Raw genomic sequence first — 19,448 nt, 5'->3', positions numbered from 1 at the left:
TAGCATCGTCGGCAGCGTCATATGTGTATACGCGACCGACCCTGCTCCGGGGCCGGGACCCGGCCCGGGACCTCATCCGCCTGGACCTGGCCCTGGCCCTGGCCCCGGGCCGCATCCGCCCGGGCCACCCCCTCCGCCGCCCCCGCCGCCGTACTGGGACCATCCCTTCTGGGATGCCGCCGCGTTCACCGCAGGCGTGGCCGTTACGTCGGCCGTGATCGGATCGATCGTCTACTCGCTGCCGGTGGACTGCAGCACGGTCGTCGTCAACGGCATCGGCTACCAGCAGTGCGACAACGCCTGGTATCAGCCGCGCTATGCGGGCACCACGGTGCAGTACATCGTCGTGGATGCGCCGCGATGAGGTGCCGGCGGCATCCGGCCTGGCTGGCGCTGCTCGCCCTGCTGGGTGCCGCGCCCCTCGCCGCGCAGCAGGCGCCGGCCGGGTCGGCGTCCTCCGACGACATCGCACGCAAGCTCGCCGATCCCGGTGCGGCGCTGATCTCCGTGCCGTTCCAGTACAACTACCAGGGCTCGGTCGGGCCCGGCGGCGATGCGCACAACCAGCAGTTGAAGATCCAGCCGGTGATTCCGTTCGTCGGCGAGAACGGCAAGTTCATCCTGCGCCCGATCCTGCCGCTCAGCTGGAACCAGTTTCCGCAGGACAAGCACGGCACCGGGGACCTGTTCGTGCAGGGGTACTACATCCCCAAGACTGCAGCTGAAGCGCACGGCACCGAATTCGGCTACGGCTTCGCCGCGCTGCTGGATACCGCCTCGCACGACAGCCTCGGCACGGGAAAATACTCGCTCGGCCCGGCCTTCATCCTGGTCCACAAGACCAAGGCGTGGACCGTCGGCGCACTGGCCAATCATGTCTGGTCGGTCGGTGGCGACGGCGCCCGCGAGGACGTCAGCAGCACCAGCGTGCAGCCGTTCGTGACCCGCAATCTGCCCGATGGCTGGTCACTCAGCGTCACCTCGGAAACCAACTACAACTGGAAGGCGGCCAGCGGCGATGCCTGGACGGTGCCCCTGGGCGCCACTGTCTCCAAAGTGCTCAGGCTCGGCCATACCCCGGTCAGCATCGGTGTCGGCGGCTTCTACAACGTGGACCGGCCGCAGTACGCCAGTCGCTGGACCGGCCGGTTGATCGTGACCCTGGTCTTTCCCGAATGAGGCAGCTTCCCATGAACCGTTCTCTCCTTGCCGGCACCGCCCTGATCCTGCTGGGCGTGGCCCCCCTCGGCTGCAGCACCTCCACGCCCACTCGCAGCGACGCACCGCCCTCCACCGAAAAGAGCGAGGCACAGAACCAGGCGCGTACCGCCACCGCCGCAGTGCTCTCGCGGCTGTATGCCGCACAGCCCGGTGCGCGCCAGGCCGTGGAGCAATCGGCGGGGTACGCGGTCTTCCGCAGCTTCGGGGTCAAGGTGTTGATTGCCGGCGGCGGCGGTGGGCATGGCGTGGCCATCGACAACCGCAGCGGGCAGGAAACCTTCATGCGCATGATGGAGATCCAGGCCGGACTGGGCTTTGGCGCCAAGACCTTCGATCTGGTCTGGGTATTCAAGACGCCCGAGGCGTATCAGGATTTCATCACACGCGGCATCGAGATCGGCGGCCAGGCAACGTTGGCAGCGAAGGTGGACAAGGCCGGCGGTGGGCTCACCGGCGCGGTGCAGATTTCCGAGAACGTCTGGGTGTACCAGATGACCGAAAGCGGTCTGGCGGCGGAGCTGACCGTCAAAGGCACCCGCTACTATCCCGACAAGACGTTGAACTGAGCCGGCAGGCCAAGGAGTTCCCATGCATGGCCATCCGCTGGTCTGGATCGTCAGCCTGTTCGTCCTGCCCCTGGTGGCGGCGCTGGTGCTGAGCCTGTTCGTCCGCCACCGCGGCATCAGTGCCAATGCGGTGCTGGCCTGGTTCGTGATCGTCTGCTGGTGCGGCGCGCTCGGGGTGATTCTCTCGCAGGTGTGGTAACTGGTAGTGCCGGCCGCTGGCCGGCATCACAGCGATTGCCCGAGCTCGATGAAGAGCACGTTCTCGCCGCCTTCGCGGAATCCCATGCCGAAGATCAACGGGCCGACCCACGAATCAAAGCCGAGGAACACGCTGCCGTTCCAGATGCCGTCGCTCAGTGACATGTCGCTGCGTCGCTGCCAGGCATTGCCGTACTCCACCGTGCCCCCGACCTGCGCCGAGCGGCCCAGCAGCTTGCCCAACTCATAGGTATAGCCGGCGAACCCGAGCGCATAGTCCTGGCCAGTCAACTGGTTGTGCTGGAACCCGGCCAGCCGCCAGCGCCCGCCGAGGCGGTAGAGGTTCTGCACCGGCGCCGTGCCCGACGCGGTCACGTGATAGCGCAGCCCAAGCTGCAGCGCATGCTTGCCAAACGATCTGGCGGCCACGGCATCCAGATCGATCTGGCCGAAGCGGGCATCTGCGCCGAGACTCGGGCTGGACTGATACGTCCCCGCCGTAACGAGATAACCATCGCGCGGGAAGTACACGCTGTCGATATCGTCCAGGGTCGCCTGCGCGATCCACGCGCCCTCGTCGAAGTTCACCCGTGGAATGGTGGGGTCGCCCACTTCCACCTCCGCATTGCCGGTATAGCGCTGCACGCCGACCGACAGCGCCAGCACATTGGACACATTGCGGAACACGGCCAGCGTCGCACCGGTACGACGCACGCGATAGCGCGCGATCTTGTCGCCGTCATCGTCGTAGAGATTGAAGCTGCGGGTCTGGAACCCGCCGCCCGCCTGGAAGGCGTAACGATCGTGCAGATCGAACGGATGATAGTACTGGCCGGTCAGCCCCGGCTCGCTGCCGATCTGCAGGGCGATACGCGCTTCGGCACCGTAGGGCGACAGCGGCGAAAACAGCAGGCCGGCGCGCAGGTTGCTTTCGTGATTGCCTTCCAGATCATTGCTCAGGCTGAGCCCGGCTTCCAGGTACACCGGTCCGTTGGGCTTGGCATACGCGGACACCACCACGCCGGTGCGTCCGTCATGCTGCTTGACCTCATAGTTGATGCTGGCCAGCGTTCCCATGCCGTAGGCGCGCAGTACACCGGCCTGCATCGCCTCGATATCCAGCGGCGCGCCGACGTGGACCGGGAGATAGGACAGCAGCAGCGCATCGGCATAGCCGGTGTGGTTGTCGACCTCGACGAAATCGATGATGGCCGGTGCCACCGGATGCGTCCGGCCGGCACGCTCGGCGGCCAGTCGGGTGTACTCCTGTGGCGCCTGCGCGAACGCCTGCAGCGCCGGCGCGGCCTGGTCGGCGGCGAGCTGGCCGATCCGCAACGCCTCGGGCGCCTTGTCGAAATCGCCGGTGGCCACCTTGCCGGTCAGATCGGGCGAGATCAGCAGATCCTGCGCGCCCAGACTGTCCAGTTGTGCCTGCGCGCTGCGGGTGGTCAGGAATCCGCTCAGCTGGCTGATCACATCCACCAGGCTGGCGTCGCGATCCAGCGCGCTCAAGGGCGTGCCGACGTCCACCGCTATGACCCGGTCGGCCCCCATCGCGCGTACCACATCAATCGGCACCTGGTTGGACAGGCCGCCATCAAGCAGCACGTGCCCGTCGATCACCACCGGCCGGAAGATGCCGGGCAAGGACATGCTCGCGCGCATCGCCATCGGCAGGCTGCCCTCGGCCAGCACCACCGGCATGCCGGTATTGATATCGGTGGCGACCGCCCGGAACGGGATCGGCAGGTCATCGAAGCGGCCATTGACCCGGCCGCCGCCGGTGGCGCGCTCGAAGAGGGCGATCAGCTTTTCGCCCTCGGAGACGCCACCAGCCAGTGCCACCGCCTTGCCCTCGCCGCCGAGCCCGATGCCGATCGGTGCCAGCTGGGCGTAGTCGTCGGCCTTGCGTCGCAGGGAGCGCTCACGGCGTGGCAGGGTGTCGGTGAACAGGCTCAGCCATTCGGTGCTCAGCACCAGCTGCTCGATCTGTTCGGGCGTGGAGCCGGAGGCATACAGGGCGCCAACCAGCGCCCCGGCGCTGGTACCGGCGATGCAGTCCACCGGCACGTGCAGCGCCTCCAGCTGCTTGAGGATGCGCACGTGTGCGATACCGCGTGCGCCGCCGCCGCCCAGCGCCAGCCCGACCCGTGGCCGGGTGTCGCCCGGGCCGCGCACGCCGCAGTGGTCTGGCTGGCCTGCCGGAGCGACAGCAACCACCGGTTCGGCGGCCTGCAGCGGCGACAGGGCGCCACTGGCGCACAGCCACGCCACGGCGAGCGCCGAGGCGCGCGATACACGGTGCCCGGGGCGTTTCAGCGCCACGCGCTGCCGACCTGGATGTAGAACGTGTCGTCCTCCGGCCCCCACGCATAGTCCACGCCGACATGCATGCCCAGCTGGCGGGCGATCAGATAGCGCACGCCCGCGCCTTTTGACACCTGGCTGGCGCCGTCGCTGAAACTGTTGTGCCGGCCCCAGGTGCGCCCCGCACCGACGAAGCCGATCAGCGCCCAGCGCTGGGTCATGTTCCAGCGCAGCTCGCTCTCCAGCACCGCAGCCCGCGTGTCCTGGTAACGTGCCGAGCCGATGCCGCGCAGGTCGATGTAGGGCAGTCGATAGAACGGAATCTCACCGTTGGCCCAGCGGGCATCCGCGCGCCCGCCGAGCACGAAATGCTTGCCCATCGGCCAGTAACCGTAGGCGTGCCCGCGATAGCTCTGGAAACTGGCATCGCTGCCGATTCCCGGCAGATACGCGTTGCCTTCGATCATGCCAAGCCAGCCGCTGGAAGGCGTGAACGGGTTGTCGCGCGAATCGTACTCCAGCGACAGGCCCAGCCCGGAGCTGCGCCTGGACAGTTCGTGTGGCTGGAAACGATCGCGGTCGGAGGCGACATCGAAGCCGATATCCAGATCCATGTAGATCCAGGCCAGGCCGACATAGAGATCGCGGTCACCCAGGCGCCGGAAGCCCTGCTGGAACGACATCAGGCCGTCCATGTTGTAGTCGATCTTCTGCGCGGGCAGCACCGTGCCGGGCGTATAGAAGCCCAGATTGAACGACGCTTTGGCGACGCCGCCGCGGTAGCGCCAACGGTCATCGTCGAAGTGCAGCGAGGCGCCCACGCCATACGCTTCGCTGCCATTGGAGGTGCGCATCGCGCCACCGCCATAGATGTCCGGCGTGACCATCTTCGGGGTGCCGCCCTCACCTGCCGCTGCCGACGCCGGTGGCCGATGGAAGAACGCCAGCGCCACGCCGCCGCCATTGCCCACGGCGGGGTCGGTCACGATGATCGGCACCGGCAGAAAACCGCGGTGCTCCAGCAACCAGCGCGACATGTCGAACCGGCCGTCTTGCGCGTCACGGAACAGGGACGCCCGCGGCGCCGGAGCGGCCGCGGGCGCCGGCGCAGGCGATGGCGCGGCGGGCTGCTGGGCGATCGCGGCGCAGGGCGTGAGCACGCCCAACAGCGAGAGCAGGCGTACGGCATGGCCGATCGACACGGTGCACCTCGGGGATGGGAAGCCAAGTGCGCGGGCCCGGGCCGGTGGGAGGGAACAGCCCGGCGCGGGCCCACGCGGTTGAACGCATCTCAGGCCGTGCCGCAGCGATCAGCGTGCGGCGGTCGTGCCCGGCGGGAACGCCGCAAACAGCTTGTCCAGGCCGGCTTCCACCGCCGCGTTGACCTTGTCCGGCGAGGTCGGCACGGTGCCACTGGCGGTGCCGCGCCAGACCGCCTGTTTGGTCTTGGCGTCGAACATATCCACGACCAGCGTGCCGACGTCATAGGTGTGCACCGTGGTGGTGGCATTGCCCATGGCCATCCCGCCACCCCAGCCACCGCCCCGCCAGCCCCAGCCGCCCATGCCCGTCCCGGAGTAGAACGTATCCAGGGTCTGCTTCTGGCCGGTGGCGATATGCGCTGCCAGGGCGATGTCGCCGTTGGGCGCTTCGCGCAGGCCCTTGGCCTGCAAACGTGCGTTGATGCCGTCGATGATGCGTTGCTGCACCAGCGGCGAGCTTGCCTGGGGTTTCATCGCCCAGGTGTAGGTCTTGTAGGAGGCGAAACTGGCTGACGGATCGAAGTCGGTCTTGACGGTCGGTGTGGATGCACAGGCAACCAGGGAGGTCGCCAGGACGGCGATGGCAAAGGCTTTCATGACGCGAGTCTCCAAAGGCGGGATGGAAAGACGCGCTGCGGTCGCAGCCGTCCTGGGGCGGGCCGTGGTGGCCGGTGGTTACAGCCCCACGGTAGTGCACTGCCGGCCACGCGTAATGCGCATAACTACGGTAGAGAGGCGGGAAAAACTACCGAGTCAACGCGGCGGATTGATCACCACGTATTGCACGGTGGTCCCGGCATAGCGCGGCTCATACCAGACGTTGCCGCACTGCTGGTAGGCCATGCCGTTGATCACCGTGGTCACGCAGCTGGGCGGGACCGAATTGACGATCGAACCGATCACCGCCGAGGTCACGGCCACGCCCGCCGTCACCGCTGCAGCGGTGGCGAAGGGATGATCGTCCCAGTGGTTCCAGTGGTCGTCGTGGTAGTTCACATCCACATTGACGTTGCGGTTCACGTTGCGATTGACGGTGCGGTTGCTGTCGATGTTGCGGTTGATGTTGGCCCCGCGGTTCACGTTGCCGCCCTGCGGGCGCTGTACCGGGCGGTTGATGCTGGTATGGGCACTGGCGCGCGCGCCGCCGCCATGGAACCCGCTGCGCTGCGCGCTGGCCGGTGCGGACACGGCCAGCAGCAGCGCCAGCAGCATGCCCGCCGCCAGGGAGGAGGCCACGAAGAAGCGGTTGATCACGGTACGCATGTCAGTTCTCCTGCCCAGCATCGGTGACGACCACCGCGACCGGCACCAGCTTGATGCGGGCGGCATCGGCCGGCGGCGTGAACTGGAAGGCGGTCGCGGGCACGGCGCTGCGGGTGTCCCAGCGCAGGTGGGCGCGGTACTGCGGCAGCGCCGGATCATCCAGTGAGGTGATCACCAGCTTCTTCGGCAATGCGGTGGCCTTGCTGACCCACAGCTGCCAGTCCACGCCGTCCTGCTTGAACGCGTACTGCTCGATCGGCTCGCCGTCCACCGTGCCACCGCCGATGTGCAGCGCGCCACGGATGGCGGTTTTGGGCGCCTTGTCGGTGCCCCACAGGAACATGTCGGCCAGCGGCATGTCGATGCCATAGCGGGCGGCGGCATCCTCCACCAGTTCGCCCAGCGTGCTGTTCAGTCCGTCCACCTGGGCGTAGTACTTCAGGCGCGGCGAATACAGCGACAGCGCCTTGCCGTCGTAGAACAGCTGGCGCAACTGACGATCGCTGCGCAGCTCCAGGAACAGCTGGTTCGGGGCGCGCACCTTGTAGGTCACCACGCCATCCAGTTCCACCTTCTGGCCGTCTTCCAGCACGATCTCGGTGCTGGCGTCGGAGCTCAGCGAGAACTGCTTGAGCGCACGCAGCGCAGCGCCCATGCGGTCCAGGGCGGCCAACGCCTCGGGATCGCGCTCGGGGGCGTCGGCCGGTGCAGCCGGGGGCGGTGCGGCAGTGGCAACACGGGTAGCGCCGTGCGCGACGGGCACCAGCGCGGCCAGCATCAGGCAGGCCGACCACGCAACCGGGGGAATGGCAGAGGACATGACCGTTACTCCATGGCACGGTAAACAGGTGGCCGCCGGCAGGCGGCCGGGATCAGAAGCCGCCGCTGATCGACAGACTCCACGGGTCGCCTTCGAAGCGGTTCTTGACGCTGAATTCGCCGACATAGCGGAACGACACATCCACATGCTCGCCGCCGGACCATTTCTTGCCGTAGGTCAGCACCGGGCCGATACCGAACGAGCGGCCTTTGAAGCCCCCCAGGCGGTCGGCGGTGTCGCCCTTGTCGTCCTGCAGCTGCTGGATCCAGCCACCGGCGGCCCCGAACCCCCAGCCACTGGCGGTGCGCTTGACCAGCAGCGCATCGGCCCGTGCGACCACGCCGTTCTTGTAGTCGGTATCGTCGTTGCGGGTGTACCAGTCGGTGGCGCCCAGCACGCTGAATTCCAGCGTGCCCTTCTGGAACAGGTGCGTGTAGCCCACGCTGGGCGAGAACGTCCAGATGTTCATGCCCGGATTGGCCAACCGGTTCGGGTCGTACTTGGCGGTGGGCGCATACACGTACACACCGAAGGAAAGGTGCTGCACCTCGCTGATGTGGAACCCGGCGATCACCGGGGCGAAGTACACGTCGAACAGGTTGGAGGCATGGTCCTTGGTCTGGAAGCGGTTGCCCAGCGGGCCTGCCAGGTTGGCGGTGACCTCGGCATCGATGTACGGCACGGTCAGCATGGAAGCGAAGTTCCAGCGCCCGGGCTTGGTCGGCCACACGTACACCCCGGTGGCAGCGGTCAGGTTCACGTCGGCCTCCAGGCCCAGCGAGATCTGCCCGGCGATGGGCGCGGGGCGGTCGCCGCTGATCTTGCCGTTGTAGCGGATGTAGCTCAGCGACCACTGCATGCCCGGCTCCGGTGGAATCACACCGGCGTACGAGGTGATCTGCATGCCGGTGATCGAGCGCCCCAGCGCGCCCTCGGTCGCCCATGCCGGCGCGGCGGACAGTGCAGCCAGCGAGCCCAGCGCGAGGGCCAGTGGCCAGCGACGCGGCAGGCGGAGAAAGGACATGGTCATGCGGTGGCCCTCCGGCACGGGTGCAGGTTCATGGATACGCACCTCACAGCGGCTCCGGCTCCGGCGCCGGCCGCGTGGCACGCTGACGTTCGCGGACATCGGCGATGTCGCGCTCCAGGAAGTAGTTCAGGAACGTGCGGATCACCGCGATCGCGGCCAGCTGCCCGATCGCGTCCCAGCTGGTGTAGATCGACGATTCGATGATGTCCGCCGAGAGCTGCATGGTCAGCCCGGCCACCAGCCAGCGCCCGTACCCCAACCACAGGTCGCGGCGCTCGACGTTGGTCAGATGGCCGCGCAGCGCCAGCCGCACGGCCCTCACGAACACCACCACGGTGGCCATCGCGATCAGCACCAGGGCCATCGCATCGATGATCACCACCACCGGCTCGGTGATGGCGATCAGCCACGCCTTGAGAGGAAGCATCGTCGGGGCTCCGGTAGGCATCGCAGTGCGGGGGGTTCGGGTTCATCCGCGCTCCACGCAGCGGAAGCCGAGGTGGCAGGTGGAGGTGTCGATCGGCTGCGCCATGCGCGCCGCAGGGCGATAACGCTTGCAGTAATTCGGCGCGCACAGGTGCGAGCCGCCTTTCATTACCCGGCGTGGGACCGCGCTGCGATCGCGCGGGTCGTGGCTGCGTTCGCGCAGCCCCCCTCGCGGATTGTCGATCGCGCAGCACGGTTTGCTCTGCAGCTGGTCATGCTGCTGGTACCAATCGCTGGTCCACTCCCAGACGTTGCCGATCATGTCGTACAGCCCGTATCCGTTGGGCGGATAGCTGCCGACCGGTGACGTCCAGCGGTGGCCGTCCTCCTCCAGGCTCTGCCAAGGAAATTCGCCCTGCCAGGTATTGGCCTGGTGGCGGCCGCCGGGGATGAAGGTGTCGCCCCAGGCGAACTCACCACTCTGCTGGCCGCCACGCGCCGCGAATTCCCACTCGGCCTCGGTCGGCAGGTCCTTGTCCATCCACCGGGCATAGGCCAGCGCGTCGGCGAAGGTGACGTGGACCACCGGGTGATCCTCCAGGCCCTGCAGGCTGGACAGCGGACCGCGGGGATGCCGCCAGTCGGCCCCGGGAATGTAGTGCCACCAGTTGTGTGTGTTGCCCATGTCCACCGGGTGCGGCGGCTGCACGAACACCACCGAGGCCGGTTGCAGCAGCGCCGGGTCCGCACCCGGATAGTCACGCGGGTCGGCTGCCTGCTCGGCTGCGGTGACGTGGCCGGTGGCCCGGATGAAGCGGGCGAACTCCCGGTTGGTCACCGGGTAGCGATCGATCCGGAACCGCCCTACCCGCGCTTTGTGCGCCGGGCGCTCTTCGGGATAGTGATCGTTGGAGCCCATGCTGAAGACCCCGCCGGCCAGCTCGATCATGCTATCGGCCACGACACTCATGCGAACGGTGCCACGTTGAAGGTCATGCTGACGATCGCCAGCAGGCCCAGCAGCCACAGCAGGCCGGCGGTGATCAGGGTCAGCGAGATCGGGTAGTGACTCTCCCCGTGGATCAGGCCTTCGCGGATCATCTCCTCGCGCTCGGCACGCAGGCCCTGCATGTAGCGGATGTGATAGAGGATGCCGAGGGTCAGCAGAACCATGCCGAGGCCGACCAGCGCGATGCCGAAGTTGCGTGGCGCATGCGGGCGCAGGCCAACGCCGGGCACCTCCAGCATGTGGCCGAAGAACTGATAGATGGTGAAACCGAAGCCGATCAGCGACAGCGCCGTGCGGATGATCGACATCAGCGTGCGATCCGCGCTCATGCGCGTGCGCTGGAATGACATCCCGGTGCGCCGCGAGGAAAGCTCCATCGAGGTGGCATCGGCACCGCCCAGCAGCGTCTTGGCCTGCTCGATGGTGAGCGCACGCTCGGTCAGCTGCTCGCGGGGGTCTTGGGCACTCATCGGCGGGTCGTCTCGTGAGGGGGTCATTTGCGGTGCAGGAAGTAGCTGGCGATGCGGGTGATCGGGCCGCGCAGGATCAGATACGGCAGGAACCCGAGCACGACCGCGATGACGAAGGCTTCCACCGGATACTTGAAACCGCCGAACATGCGGAACTGGTAAATCACATCCATGCCGACCCCCAGCAGAAGAATCCGGGCGGTCGCGGTGACCCCTTCGCGCCAGGCGACCAGCCGGTCACCCGCAGAGCTGTGCGCCATCAACCAGGCATAGGGCGCCTTGCCCGCCTTGGCATCCTTGATGCCATCGATCAACGCCGCGATCAGTGCCATCGTCGGCTGCAGGAAGAAGCGGAAGGTCATGGGGCCATCCGCGCGATCGATCATGTCGGTCCAGAAGCGCGTCAGAATATCGATCACCAGGAGCATGGGCGGGATCCTTGCGTCAGGCCTCCAGCTTGGGCGCCGCCCGGTAGCCACACAATCGAGTTGTTACTGCAACCTCCCCAGTATTTTTACTGCGTCCAACGCGTGGAAAGGCAGCGCTATGCTCAGCGACATCGCGTCCGCTGCCCGCTGCAGCCGCGCCTTCTCTTTCTTCGCCACGGGCTGCCCCCATGCACCTGGACCAGCACCATTACTCCCTGATGCGCGGCGGACTGGTGCACCGGCTGCTGCTGGCCGCCGGCATGCTGCGCGGCACCGCCCGGCTCTCGCTGTGGATCGCCGTGGCATTGGTGGTGATCTCGCTGGCGCCGTTGGTGGTGATGACCGCGCGCGCGGGCACCCTGTGGACGCCCCCGCCGGGCATGCCGCTGCTGGGCGACTACGCAACCCTCGCCCGCGTGCTGCTGGCGATGCCTCTGCTGGTGCTTGCCGCCCCGCGCTCGGACACCTTGCTGCGCAATGCGTTCCGCCAATTGACCCGCGCCGGCCTGGTGCCACCGCAGCGACAGGAAAGATTGGCCGCACTGCTGGCGAAGGTGCGCCGCTGGCGCGATGGCTGGTTGCCTGAAGCGCTCTGTGTGGTGATCGCATGGCTGCCGCTGCTGTTCGGCACGGACAGCGTGAGCCTGCTGCCGGGCGTCGCCGACTGGCGGCTGGAGCACGGTGCATTGACGGCCGCCGGACGCTGGTACGAATGGGTCGCCGTGCCGCTGTTCCGGCTGGTGGCCTTGCTCTGGCTGTGGCGCTTCGTGCTGTGGACCGGCCTGCTCTGGCGACTGCCGCGTGTAGGACTGGCACTGCACGCAGAGCACCCGGATGGCGCTGGCGGCCTGGCGTTCCTGGGCATGGCGCAGGAACGCTTCGCGGTGCTCGCCCTGGCCGGCGGCATCCTGGTCGCCGGTGCGTGCGTCAATCATGTTCACTATCTGGGCGAGAGTCTGTATGACCTGCGCCACCTGCTGGCCGGCTATGTCATCGGTGCCACGCTCCTGCTGGTGGCGCCGCTGCTGGTCATGATGCCAAGCATGATGCGGGCCAAGCGCCATGCGCTGTACCGCTTCGATGCGCTGGGCAATCGGGCCGCGGCGCTGTTCGACCAGCGCTGGCGATCAGGGTCACGACAGGGGGCCGACGCGGATTCCCTGTTGGACCATGGCGATGCATCCGCGTTCGCTGATTTCAGCGGCGTCTACAAGGGCTTGGCCAGCATGTCGGTGCTGCCGTTGAACCGCTGGAATCTGCTGTGGATCGCCCTGCACGCCATCGTGCCTCTGCTGCCGCTGGTGCTGCTGGCGATGTCGGTGGATGAGCTGGCCCGCAAGCTGCTCGGCATCCTGGTCTGACTGCCCGCGCCAGTAGCGGGATCAGCCCTTGCGCGGGCCGCGCAGCGAGCGCGAGACGAACGATTCGCCCTTCAGGGCGGCCGCCACCGCCGGCAGCAGGTCATCGCCTGCGTCGGATTTGAGCACATAGCTGCACGCTCCCAGGCCCATCGCCTGCGTGACCATCTGGGGCTCGGCATGCACCGTGATGAACACCACGCCCAGCACAGGCCGCTGCAGGCGCAGCCGGCGCGCGGCTTCCAATCCGTTCATTTCCGGCATCGCGATATCGGTGACCACCACATCCGGCAACATGCTCTGCGCCGCCTGCACCAGCGAGGCACCATCCTGGACCAGGCCAATCACCTGGAACTGCTGGGACAGCAGGCTACGCAGCTGCCGCCCCATCGCGCATCCATCCTCGGCCAGCAACACACGGACAGCATTCATCGCACTCGCCCGCTCGATGCCTGCCACGATGATGTGGCCGGACACAGTACGGTAACAAGGGAAAAACAACCGTTGGCGGGCAAGTAAATCTACTTGCCCACCCGCAGGCGGGCGGCCTAGTGGCGGATCAGACCTTCCAACTCGGCCTTGCGCACCAGCTCCAGCGTGCCGTGCACGCCCAGTTCCTGCATGATCGCGTACTTGTGCGATTCGATCGTCCGCACCGATACCCCAAGCTCGTAAGCGACCTGCTTGGAGCGCAGGCCGCGCGCCACGTATTCCAGAATCCGCAGCTGCTTGTCGGTCAACACATACTGGCAGCGACCCGATGCCACGATCGCGTTGGCCGCCAGTGTCGGCGTCACATACGTCTGGCCGTCCATCACCCCATTGATCGCGCGGACCAGCTCGTCGCCGGCCGCACTTTTGAGAATGTACCCCCGCGCGCCTGCCCGGATGGCCTCGGCCGCCATGCTGGATTCGTCGTGCATGGTGAGGAACACGAAGGGCGTCAGGCACCCCTCGCTGCGGGCCTGACGCATCACGTCGATGCCGCTGATACCGGGCATGCTGATGTCAGAGACGACCACGTCCGGCGATTCGCGGCGTAGCGAGTCCAGCAGTTCCTCGCCGGAGGACACCAGCACGATCGATTCGAAACAGTCCATCAGCAATCTTTCGATGCCCTGCGCCACCAGCATGTGGTCGTCAGCGACGACCACCTTGCGGAAGGGCACAGACACCGACTGCGCGCACGAAACGCTCATTGCACTGCCTCCATTGGCTTCAATCATCCCCTGATTGACCTGCCGGTGCACGGTGCCTGATACCCAGCGCGAAGGCGCCCGCTCATGGCATCGCGGTGCAGCGGCAGCATGCCGAACATGCGAGTCACCGCGTGATGGGATCGTGATGCGAGGCACACCGTTGCAGCCGCCCAGGGACACGCTGTTCAGCCCTGCATTCAGCGTCGCAGGGTGTCTCGCGGACATTCACCGAAGACATTTCGATACATCACGGAAAAGCGCCCGAGGTGCCCGAAGCCCAGTCGCAGCGCGATGTCGGTAACGCTGTCCTGGCAGTCTGCGTGCAGCAACGCGCTGCGCGCCTGATTCAACCGGGCCAGTTGATGCCAATGACAGGGGCCGTGTCCGTAGGCATCACGGAACAGGCGTTCCACCTGGCGTTCGCCCACCCCCAGCGCCAGCGAGAGCGCGCGGCTGTCGAAGGGGCGATCCAGCTGCGCTTTCAGGTAGTCCTCTGCCCGGCGTACCACGGCATCGCGCTGGCGTTCGATCCAGCTCGGGTCCGCGCCTCGCGATGGCCCGGTGTCAGTCACGCTGACCGCGTCCACGAACGCCCCGAGCAGCAGGGCCGATTGCGCTGCCACCTGTTCCGGCGTGACCAGTCCCTCCCCATGGGCGGCCGCCTCCAGCGCCTTGGAAACGCCGTAGCGCAGGTTCCACGCATCGGCAGGCGCGGCAGCGCGGCTGCACCACCCGCTGCGCGGCAACCGCAGTTCGCGCCCCACTCTAGCCACGGCTTCACGCTGCAGCACGTCACGCGGGATCAGCAGCACCGCCCATTGCCAGCCACCAGGACGCGGCCGCACGTTGAGTTCGCTGTCCTCGGCGAACACCATCACCTGCCCGGCCGGGACCCAGCGTCCGTTGGCCCACATCGGCTGCTCGCAGGAGACGGCCATCGCCAGGGCGATCACGCCCTGCCCGAAGCTGCCACTGGCGAAGATCGGCAGCGAGTACGCGCCACTGTCCAGGCTGAATTCGGGAAAGACCAACCGCTGTAGACACGCGCGGAAGTGCCCGGCAGCCAGCAGGCGCTGCTCGAAGCGGGTGTCGCGCACCACCCCCAGCAACGCATCGGCGTCGAAGCCATCGACCACGAAGCGGCTGTAAGGGGCCATCGGTTCGTCCATGCCAGCTCCTGGGGCAAGTCGGAAATCGGATAGCGCGGGGGAAGACAACCTGCTTACATCGGCGCGATTGTGGGGCGGAAGCGACAGCGGAACAAGCAACGTCGCGATGTCTCCCCGCAAGCGTGAAACGCATCACATCGAGAGACGTCCGAAGGCGTATCGATCCGACGCTTCATCACGCACCGGCCGAGGTCCACGTGCCCGTCATTGCAACGGTAACGCACATCGCTCCTGTCGACAGCTCCACCGACATTCCGCCGGACGACCTCGGCAACACCCCGCCCTCCACACGCACATCACCCGGGCTTCGCAGCGCGCTCACGCAGGTGTTGCCGCTGCTGCTGGGGTGCCTGCTCGGGCAGCTGCTGCCGACCCTGGCGCAGATCCCCGGTTTCCGGCTGCATGTGCTGTGGATTCCGGGCCCCCTGCTGCTTGGCTGGTTGCTGTTTACCCCCAGGGCGCAATGGCGGACCTGCGTGCTCGCCGCCTGTGCGGGTACGGCGCTGGCCTTCGTGCTGGTGCCTTTCGTGGCGCTGCCGCGGCTGTTGGCCAGCGCAGGCGAATTCGCGCTGGTCATCGCAGCGGCTTGGCTGCTGCTGCGCTGGCGCGGAGAGCGCGCACCGCTGGAGGGCTACCGCGAGATCGGCCTGTTCGTGCTTCTGGGGTGCCTTATCGTGCCCGGCTGTGTGGCCTGGTGGCAGGCGCTGTTGTTCGCCGGCGGCCCACCGGGGCTGGCGCCGGGCGCGATGTTCACGTTGATGCTGTGCAGCAGCGTCAGCTATCTGCTGATCGTCCCGGCGGTGGTCAACCTCGCGCGTGTGCTGCAGACACCGGAGCGGCGCAATGGATGGCGCTGGCGAACGCTGGCCGTCGCGCTGTGCCTGCTGGGAGTGCTGGGCCTGGCCTGGGGCGTGGACTGGCGTGATGGGGTGATCACTCCCCTGCTGGTGCTGGTACCGATTCCGCTGCTGGTGTGGGCGTTGATCGTCTTCGGTGTGACCGGTGCGTCGATCGCCATGGTGATCGTTGCCCTGCTTGGCATGCAGCTCAGCATGGAAGGCATGGGGCCGTTCGCGTTCTGGACGCCGGACCGCAACCTGATCACCGCACAGGCGTGGACCTTGGGCACCGGGTGTGCGCTGTTGTTCCTGGGCGCGCTGTCGGAGCAGAAGCTCTCCAATCACCTCAAGCTCCAGCAGGCCTATCGGCGCCTGGGCGAGGTCACCGGGCGGATGCTGGTGGTGCAGGAGGAAGAACGCACGCGCATCGCCCGCGATCTGCATGACGACGTCAACCAGTCGCTCGCGGCCATTTCCATCTGCCTGAGCGCATTGCGCAATCAAATTCCCGATGCCGAGCGCCGCAGCGTGGTGGAACTTCAGGAGCAGCTGCTGACGGTATCCAACGACATCCGCTCGATCTCCCACGAGCTGCACCCCAGCATCCTGCGCTTCACCGGGCTGGCCAGTGCGCTGGATGCGTTCTGCATCAAGCGCAATGCGCGCGGCGCGTTGCGGGTGCGTTGCCGGATCGAGACGCCGCCACGGCTCAGCGACGAGCAGGAGCTGAGCTTGTTCCGGATCGTGCAGGAGGCCGTCAACAACGTGGACAAGCATGCGCGCGCCAGTACGGCCCACGTGCTGGTGGCGGTGCGTGGCGAGCAGCTGCTGTTGCGGGTCGACGATGACGGCGTCGGCATGCCTGCGCCCAGCGGGACACCGCCCGCGCCGGGCTTAGGCATGATCAGCATGGAAGAACGCGCGCGGCTGCTGGGCGGCACGCTTGAGGTGAGTGCCAGCCCGTTGGGGGGCACCCGTGTCGAAGTGCGTTTTCCGCTTGGCGACGCCGCAGTCGATCTGCCCCCCCTGCGGGCGGCACTGCACCAGTAAACATACTGGCGGCGGACACGTAGAAAGGCGGTTGTGCAGGGTGGGTCGCCCGCACACAGTAAACCGACACTTGCCCGTGGATCCCCCCATGCACTGGAATGCCCTGCCCTCCCGCTGTCGCCATGGCGCGGCCCTGCTCGCGCTGACCTGCGCGTTGACGGCCTGCAGTACCGCGCCGCCGGCATCCACGATGGCACCCACGGCGCCGCCGAGCGCTGTCGCCACGCCGGCGCCGGTGCCAGAGCTGCGGCCCGGGATTCCCGCCGGCTACCTCGGGCGCGCACTGCCGGACAGCCTGGCCCTGCTACCAGCGCCCCCGGCCAAGGGCTCGGCGGCTTTCGCCAACGATCAAGCCATCCATCGGGCCGCGCAGCAGCTGCGGGGGACGCCCCGATACGCGCTGGCGACCACGGATTCGGACCTGCACTTCCCGCAGGTGGCCAACACGTTCTCCTGCGCGCTCGGGGTGCCGATCAGCCAGCAGACATCGCCGGCGCTGTACCTGCTGCTGCAGCGCACGCTGGTCGATGCCGGGCTGGCCACCTATGCCGCCAAGGACCATTACAAGCGCACGCGCCCCTTCGTGTTCTACAAGGAAGGCACCTGTGCGCCGGCCGACGAGGCCTCCCTGCGGACCGACGGCTCCTATCCGTCCGGGCATACCGCCATCAGCTGGAGCTGGGCCCTGCTGCTGACCGAGCTGAGCCCGGAGCGCGCCGACGCCCTGCTCGCACGTGGCCGCGCGTTCGGTGAAAACCGCCTGATCTGCAACGCGCACTGGCAGAGCGACGTGCTCGAAGGGCGTGCGGTCGCTGCCGGCGCGGTGGCGGCCCTGCATGCCAACGCGGATTTCAACCGCGACATGGCGCTGGCGCGGGCGGAGATCCAGTCGCTGCGCAGCAACAGTGTGCAGCCCAGCAACTGCGAGGCGGAGAAAGCAGCGCTGGCCATCCCGATTCCCGGGGTCCTCTAGCGCACGGCCGTGCGTGACCCGGCGGCCCATGCCATCCTGCGCCGACATCACCAGCGAACAGGGCCGCTGAACCCCGCACCCGGGCGCCGCCATCGCACCGTGCTGACGCCATCCTCACCTGCGCCTGACAGTTGAAAAATAGTGCGCTTGAAGTGCATCCGCCCCGCCACTCCCGCCGTAGCTGAAGGTGCGTCACACCGGCGCATCCATTCGGGAGTTTGGTCATGAAGATCCAGTTCGCAGGCCTTGTACTTATCGGCTGTCTCGCCGCCACCGCTTCCCCGCTCGTCTTCGCGCAGGCCCCTGCCCCCATGATGGGCGCGCAGCACAGCAATCCGATGGTGGGGGGCGCGGCGATGTATGCCAACAAGGACATCATCGACAACGCCGTCAATTCCAAGGATCACACCACGCTGGTCGCGGCGGTCAAAGCGGCCGGCCTGGTCGATACGCTGAAGGGCCCCGGTCCGTTCACCGTGTTCGCGCCGACCAATGCGGCCTTCTCCGCGCTGCCCAAGGGCACCGTGGAGGGACTGCTGAAGCCGGAAAAGAAGGCGGACCTGACCAAGATCCTGACCTACCACGTGGTCCCCGGCGCGGTCACCAGCACCGATCTGATGGCCAAGATCAAGCAGGGCGGTGGCAAGGCGAGCCTGACGACGGTCGAAGGTGAAGCGCTGACCGCCCGCGTCGCCGGCAAGGGCATCACCCTGACCGACAGCAAAGGCCAGGTCGCGCATGTGACCATTGCCGATGTGAAGCAGAGCAACGGCGTGATCCACGTGATCGATAAAGTCCTGATGCCGTAACCGGCAATGGCGGCCGCAGATCGCCTGCGGCCGCCCCGGGTGGGAGGAAGAGATGACCTGGCGCGCCGTCTTCAGAACGATGACGGGGGAGACATCACGCTGTGCGGACGACGCGCCAGGTCAAGACGGTCCCTCGCCGGCGCACGGGTGCGCCGACGGGGTATGCGCAGACAGAGGTGAGCAGGCGGGACCGTGCGGCTTCAGCGCGGCAGTGCCCTGCCCGACAGTTCGACGCGCCGGTTCGGCGCCAGACACACGATCAGGGCCTTGCGCTGCGCCTGCTCGCACTGCACCAGCGGATCGGCCTTGCCGCGCCCTTCGGCAACGATGGCCGCCGCCGGCACCCCGCCGGCCACCAGCGCATCGCGCACGGCTTCGGCGCGCCGTTGCGACAGCACCAGGTTGTAACGGTCACTGCCGATCCGGTCCGTATAGCCGATCACCTGGATCGTCTGCACCCGGCTGGCATCGCGTACCTGCTGCAGGAGGGCATCCACGTTCCGGCGCCCCTCGGGGGTGAGCACGGCGCTGTCGAAGGCAAACATCGCGTCGGCCGCCAGCCGCAGCGGCTCGCTCGGCATCGGCGCGGGTACCGGGGGCGCCGGGGGGCGCGGCGGATCAAGCACGGCGGCGCAGGCCTGCGGCTTCCAGTACGCCGCCTGGGCGATGCCCTTGCCATCGAAGTCGACCTTGAACTGGCAGCTGAAATAGTCCCCGCCCGGGCTGCTGCGGAAGTTGAACAGGTAGTTCCATTCGCGCACGCCCCACATGCCCTCGCCGAAATGCGGGGTGCCCAGCAGGGCGTACAACTGGCGTTTGCTCATGCCACGAGCGAACAGGCGCAGGGTATCGACATCCACGAACAGGCCCTCCTTCAACGTGGCTTTGCGGGGATCCGGGAAGCTCGCCGCGTCGGTGTCGGCGCTCGCAGTGGACGGTGTGGTGCGTTGCTCGCCGTGGCTGGCGCAGGCACCCAGCAGCAGGGCCGCCAGGCTCAGGCCCAGTGACCGCAACAGCGGCACCTGGGTGGTGGATGTGGGCTGCATGGACA

General features: G+C 67.3%; 22 protein-coding genes. 8 read left to right on the top strand and 14 right to left on the bottom strand.

Features of this window, described 5'->3' with window-relative positions:
• The first annotated feature begins 196 nt into the window (after positions 1 to 196).
• From QMX81_RS09910 to QMX81_RS09895, 4 genes are read left to right on the top strand one after another with little or no spacing between them, the layout of a single operon-like run.
• Positions 197 to 364 carry a DUF6515 family protein gene (locus tag QMX81_RS09910; RefSeq protein ID WP_221180332.1) on the top strand — a complete coding sequence of 56 codons (168 nt, stop codon included), beginning with the start codon at positions 197 to 199 and terminating at the stop codon, positions 362 to 364.
• Entirely contained in the window at positions 361 to 1,179 is an 819-nt protein-coding gene (locus QMX81_RS09905) for a hypothetical protein (protein WP_121036984.1), read from the top strand. Before QMX81_RS09910 ends, QMX81_RS09905 begins: the two co-directional genes overlap by 4 nt.
• Before the next feature lie 11 nt (positions 1,180 to 1,190).
• Positions 1,191 to 1,787: a YSC84-related protein gene (locus tag QMX81_RS09900; RefSeq protein WP_282261033.1), complete on the top strand. Its 597-nt coding sequence runs from the start codon at positions 1,191 to 1,193 to the stop codon at positions 1,785 to 1,787.
• A gap of 22 nt (positions 1,788 to 1,809) precedes the next feature.
• Complete coding sequence (locus QMX81_RS09895; protein WP_167390385.1) at positions 1,810 to 1,986, top strand: hypothetical protein; 177 nt, start codon at positions 1,810 to 1,812, stop codon at positions 1,984 to 1,986.
• Between the two features lie 26 nt (positions 1,987 to 2,012).
• Here QMX81_RS09895 and QMX81_RS09890 read toward each other — a convergent pair whose 3' ends face one another.
• The 10 genes from QMX81_RS09890 to QMX81_RS09845 form a co-directional block, all read right to left on the bottom strand.
• Entirely contained in the window at positions 2,013 to 4,310 is a 2,298-nt protein-coding gene (locus QMX81_RS09890; RefSeq protein WP_282261029.1) for a patatin-like phospholipase family protein, read from the bottom strand.
• The gene (locus QMX81_RS09885; RefSeq protein ID WP_282261027.1) at positions 4,301 to 5,494 is read right to left on the bottom strand and encodes a BamA/TamA family outer membrane protein; all 1,194 of its coding nucleotides are present in this window, start codon (positions 5,492 to 5,494) and stop codon (positions 4,301 to 4,303) included. Before QMX81_RS09885 ends, QMX81_RS09890 begins: the two co-directional genes overlap by 10 nt.
• A gap of 108 nt (positions 5,495 to 5,602) precedes the next feature.
• Positions 5,603 to 6,151 (bottom strand): DUF4136 domain-containing protein, encoded by a 549-nt coding sequence (locus QMX81_RS09880; protein WP_070470735.1) that lies wholly within the window; start codon positions 6,149 to 6,151, stop codon positions 5,603 to 5,605.
• Between the two features lie 156 nt (positions 6,152 to 6,307).
• The gene (locus tag QMX81_RS09875) at positions 6,308 to 6,817 is read right to left on the bottom strand and encodes a hypothetical protein (RefSeq protein WP_282261024.1); all 510 of its coding nucleotides are present in this window, start codon (positions 6,815 to 6,817) and stop codon (positions 6,308 to 6,310) included.
• Between the two features lies 1 nt (position 6,818).
• Positions 6,819 to 7,637 (bottom strand): DUF2092 domain-containing protein, encoded by an 819-nt coding sequence (locus QMX81_RS09870; RefSeq protein ID WP_183073645.1) that lies wholly within the window; start codon positions 7,635 to 7,637, stop codon positions 6,819 to 6,821.
• A gap of 52 nt (positions 7,638 to 7,689) precedes the next feature.
• A complete protein-coding gene (locus QMX81_RS09865) occupies positions 7,690 to 8,667 on the bottom strand; it encodes a transporter (RefSeq protein WP_183073646.1) in 978 nt (325 codons plus the stop codon).
• A 43-nt stretch (positions 8,668 to 8,710) separates the two neighbouring features.
• Positions 8,711 to 9,094 (bottom strand): DUF1622 domain-containing protein, encoded by a 384-nt coding sequence (locus QMX81_RS09860; protein WP_121036991.1) that lies wholly within the window; start codon positions 9,092 to 9,094, stop codon positions 8,711 to 8,713.
• A gap of 42 nt (positions 9,095 to 9,136) precedes the next feature.
• Positions 9,137 to 10,063 (bottom strand): formylglycine-generating enzyme family protein, encoded by a 927-nt coding sequence (locus tag QMX81_RS09855; protein WP_121036992.1) that lies wholly within the window; start codon positions 10,061 to 10,063, stop codon positions 9,137 to 9,139.
• The gene (locus QMX81_RS09850) at positions 10,060 to 10,572 is read right to left on the bottom strand and encodes a DUF202 domain-containing protein (RefSeq protein WP_102789330.1); all 513 of its coding nucleotides are present in this window, start codon (positions 10,570 to 10,572) and stop codon (positions 10,060 to 10,062) included. Before QMX81_RS09850 ends, QMX81_RS09855 begins: the two co-directional genes overlap by 4 nt.
• A 23-nt stretch (positions 10,573 to 10,595) precedes the next feature.
• Complete coding sequence (locus QMX81_RS09845) at positions 10,596 to 11,000, bottom strand: hypothetical protein (protein ID WP_121036993.1); 405 nt, start codon at positions 10,998 to 11,000, stop codon at positions 10,596 to 10,598.
• Between the two features lie 188 nt (positions 11,001 to 11,188).
• Here QMX81_RS09845 and QMX81_RS09840 point away from each other — a divergent pair, with 188 nt between their 5' ends.
• On the top strand, positions 11,189 to 12,361 hold the full coding sequence (locus QMX81_RS09840; protein ID WP_282261021.1) for a hypothetical protein: 1,173 nt from the start codon (positions 11,189 to 11,191) through the stop codon (positions 12,359 to 12,361).
• 21 nt (positions 12,362 to 12,382) lie between these two features.
• On the opposite strand, the gene QMX81_RS09835 is transcribed toward QMX81_RS09840, so the two are convergent.
• From QMX81_RS09835 to QMX81_RS09825, 3 genes are all read right to left on the bottom strand, one after another.
• Positions 12,383 to 12,790: a response regulator transcription factor gene (locus QMX81_RS09835; protein ID WP_147433834.1), complete on the bottom strand. Its 408-nt coding sequence runs from the start codon at positions 12,788 to 12,790 to the stop codon at positions 12,383 to 12,385.
• A 116-nt stretch (positions 12,791 to 12,906) separates the two neighbouring features.
• Positions 12,907 to 13,557 carry a response regulator transcription factor gene (locus tag QMX81_RS09830; protein WP_282261017.1) on the bottom strand — a complete coding sequence of 217 codons (651 nt, stop codon included), beginning with the start codon at positions 13,555 to 13,557 and terminating at the stop codon, positions 12,907 to 12,909.
• A gap of 197 nt (positions 13,558 to 13,754) precedes the next feature.
• Positions 13,755 to 14,726 carry an AraC family transcriptional regulator gene (locus QMX81_RS09825; protein ID WP_121036997.1) on the bottom strand — a complete coding sequence of 324 codons (972 nt, stop codon included), beginning with the start codon at positions 14,724 to 14,726 and terminating at the stop codon, positions 13,755 to 13,757.
• 197 nt (positions 14,727 to 14,923) lie between these two features.
• On the opposite strand from QMX81_RS09825, the gene QMX81_RS09820 reads away from it, so the two are divergent.
• The 3 genes from QMX81_RS09820 (at position 14,924) to QMX81_RS09810 (ending at position 18,397) form a co-directional block, all read left to right on the top strand.
• Positions 14,924 to 16,615 carry an ATP-binding protein gene (locus QMX81_RS09820; protein WP_282261013.1) on the top strand — a complete coding sequence of 564 codons (1,692 nt, stop codon included), beginning with the start codon at positions 14,924 to 14,926 and terminating at the stop codon, positions 16,613 to 16,615.
• An 88-nt stretch (positions 16,616 to 16,703) separates the two neighbouring features.
• A complete protein-coding gene (locus tag QMX81_RS09815; protein ID WP_282261012.1) occupies positions 16,704 to 17,588 on the top strand; it encodes a phosphatase PAP2 family protein in 885 nt (294 codons plus the stop codon).
• A 311-nt stretch (positions 17,589 to 17,899) separates the two neighbouring features.
• Positions 17,900 to 18,397: a fasciclin domain-containing protein gene (locus QMX81_RS09810; protein WP_259462148.1), complete on the top strand. Its 498-nt coding sequence runs from the start codon at positions 17,900 to 17,902 to the stop codon at positions 18,395 to 18,397.
• Positions 18,398 to 18,597: 200 nt separating this feature from the next.
• Here the strand turns inward: QMX81_RS09810 and QMX81_RS09805 are convergent, their stop codons facing one another.
• Complete coding sequence (locus QMX81_RS09805) at positions 18,598 to 19,443, bottom strand: OmpA family protein (RefSeq protein WP_282261041.1); 846 nt, start codon at positions 19,441 to 19,443, stop codon at positions 18,598 to 18,600.
• Positions 19,444 to 19,448: the final 5 nt, after the last annotated feature.

Source organism: Stenotrophomonas sp. PS02301 (genome assembly GCF_029959485.1).
Lineage (GTDB): Bacteria > Pseudomonadota > Gammaproteobacteria > Xanthomonadales > Xanthomonadaceae > Stenotrophomonas > Stenotrophomonas maltophilia_Z.
This window is presented reverse-complemented; position numbering and strand designations above follow the sequence as displayed.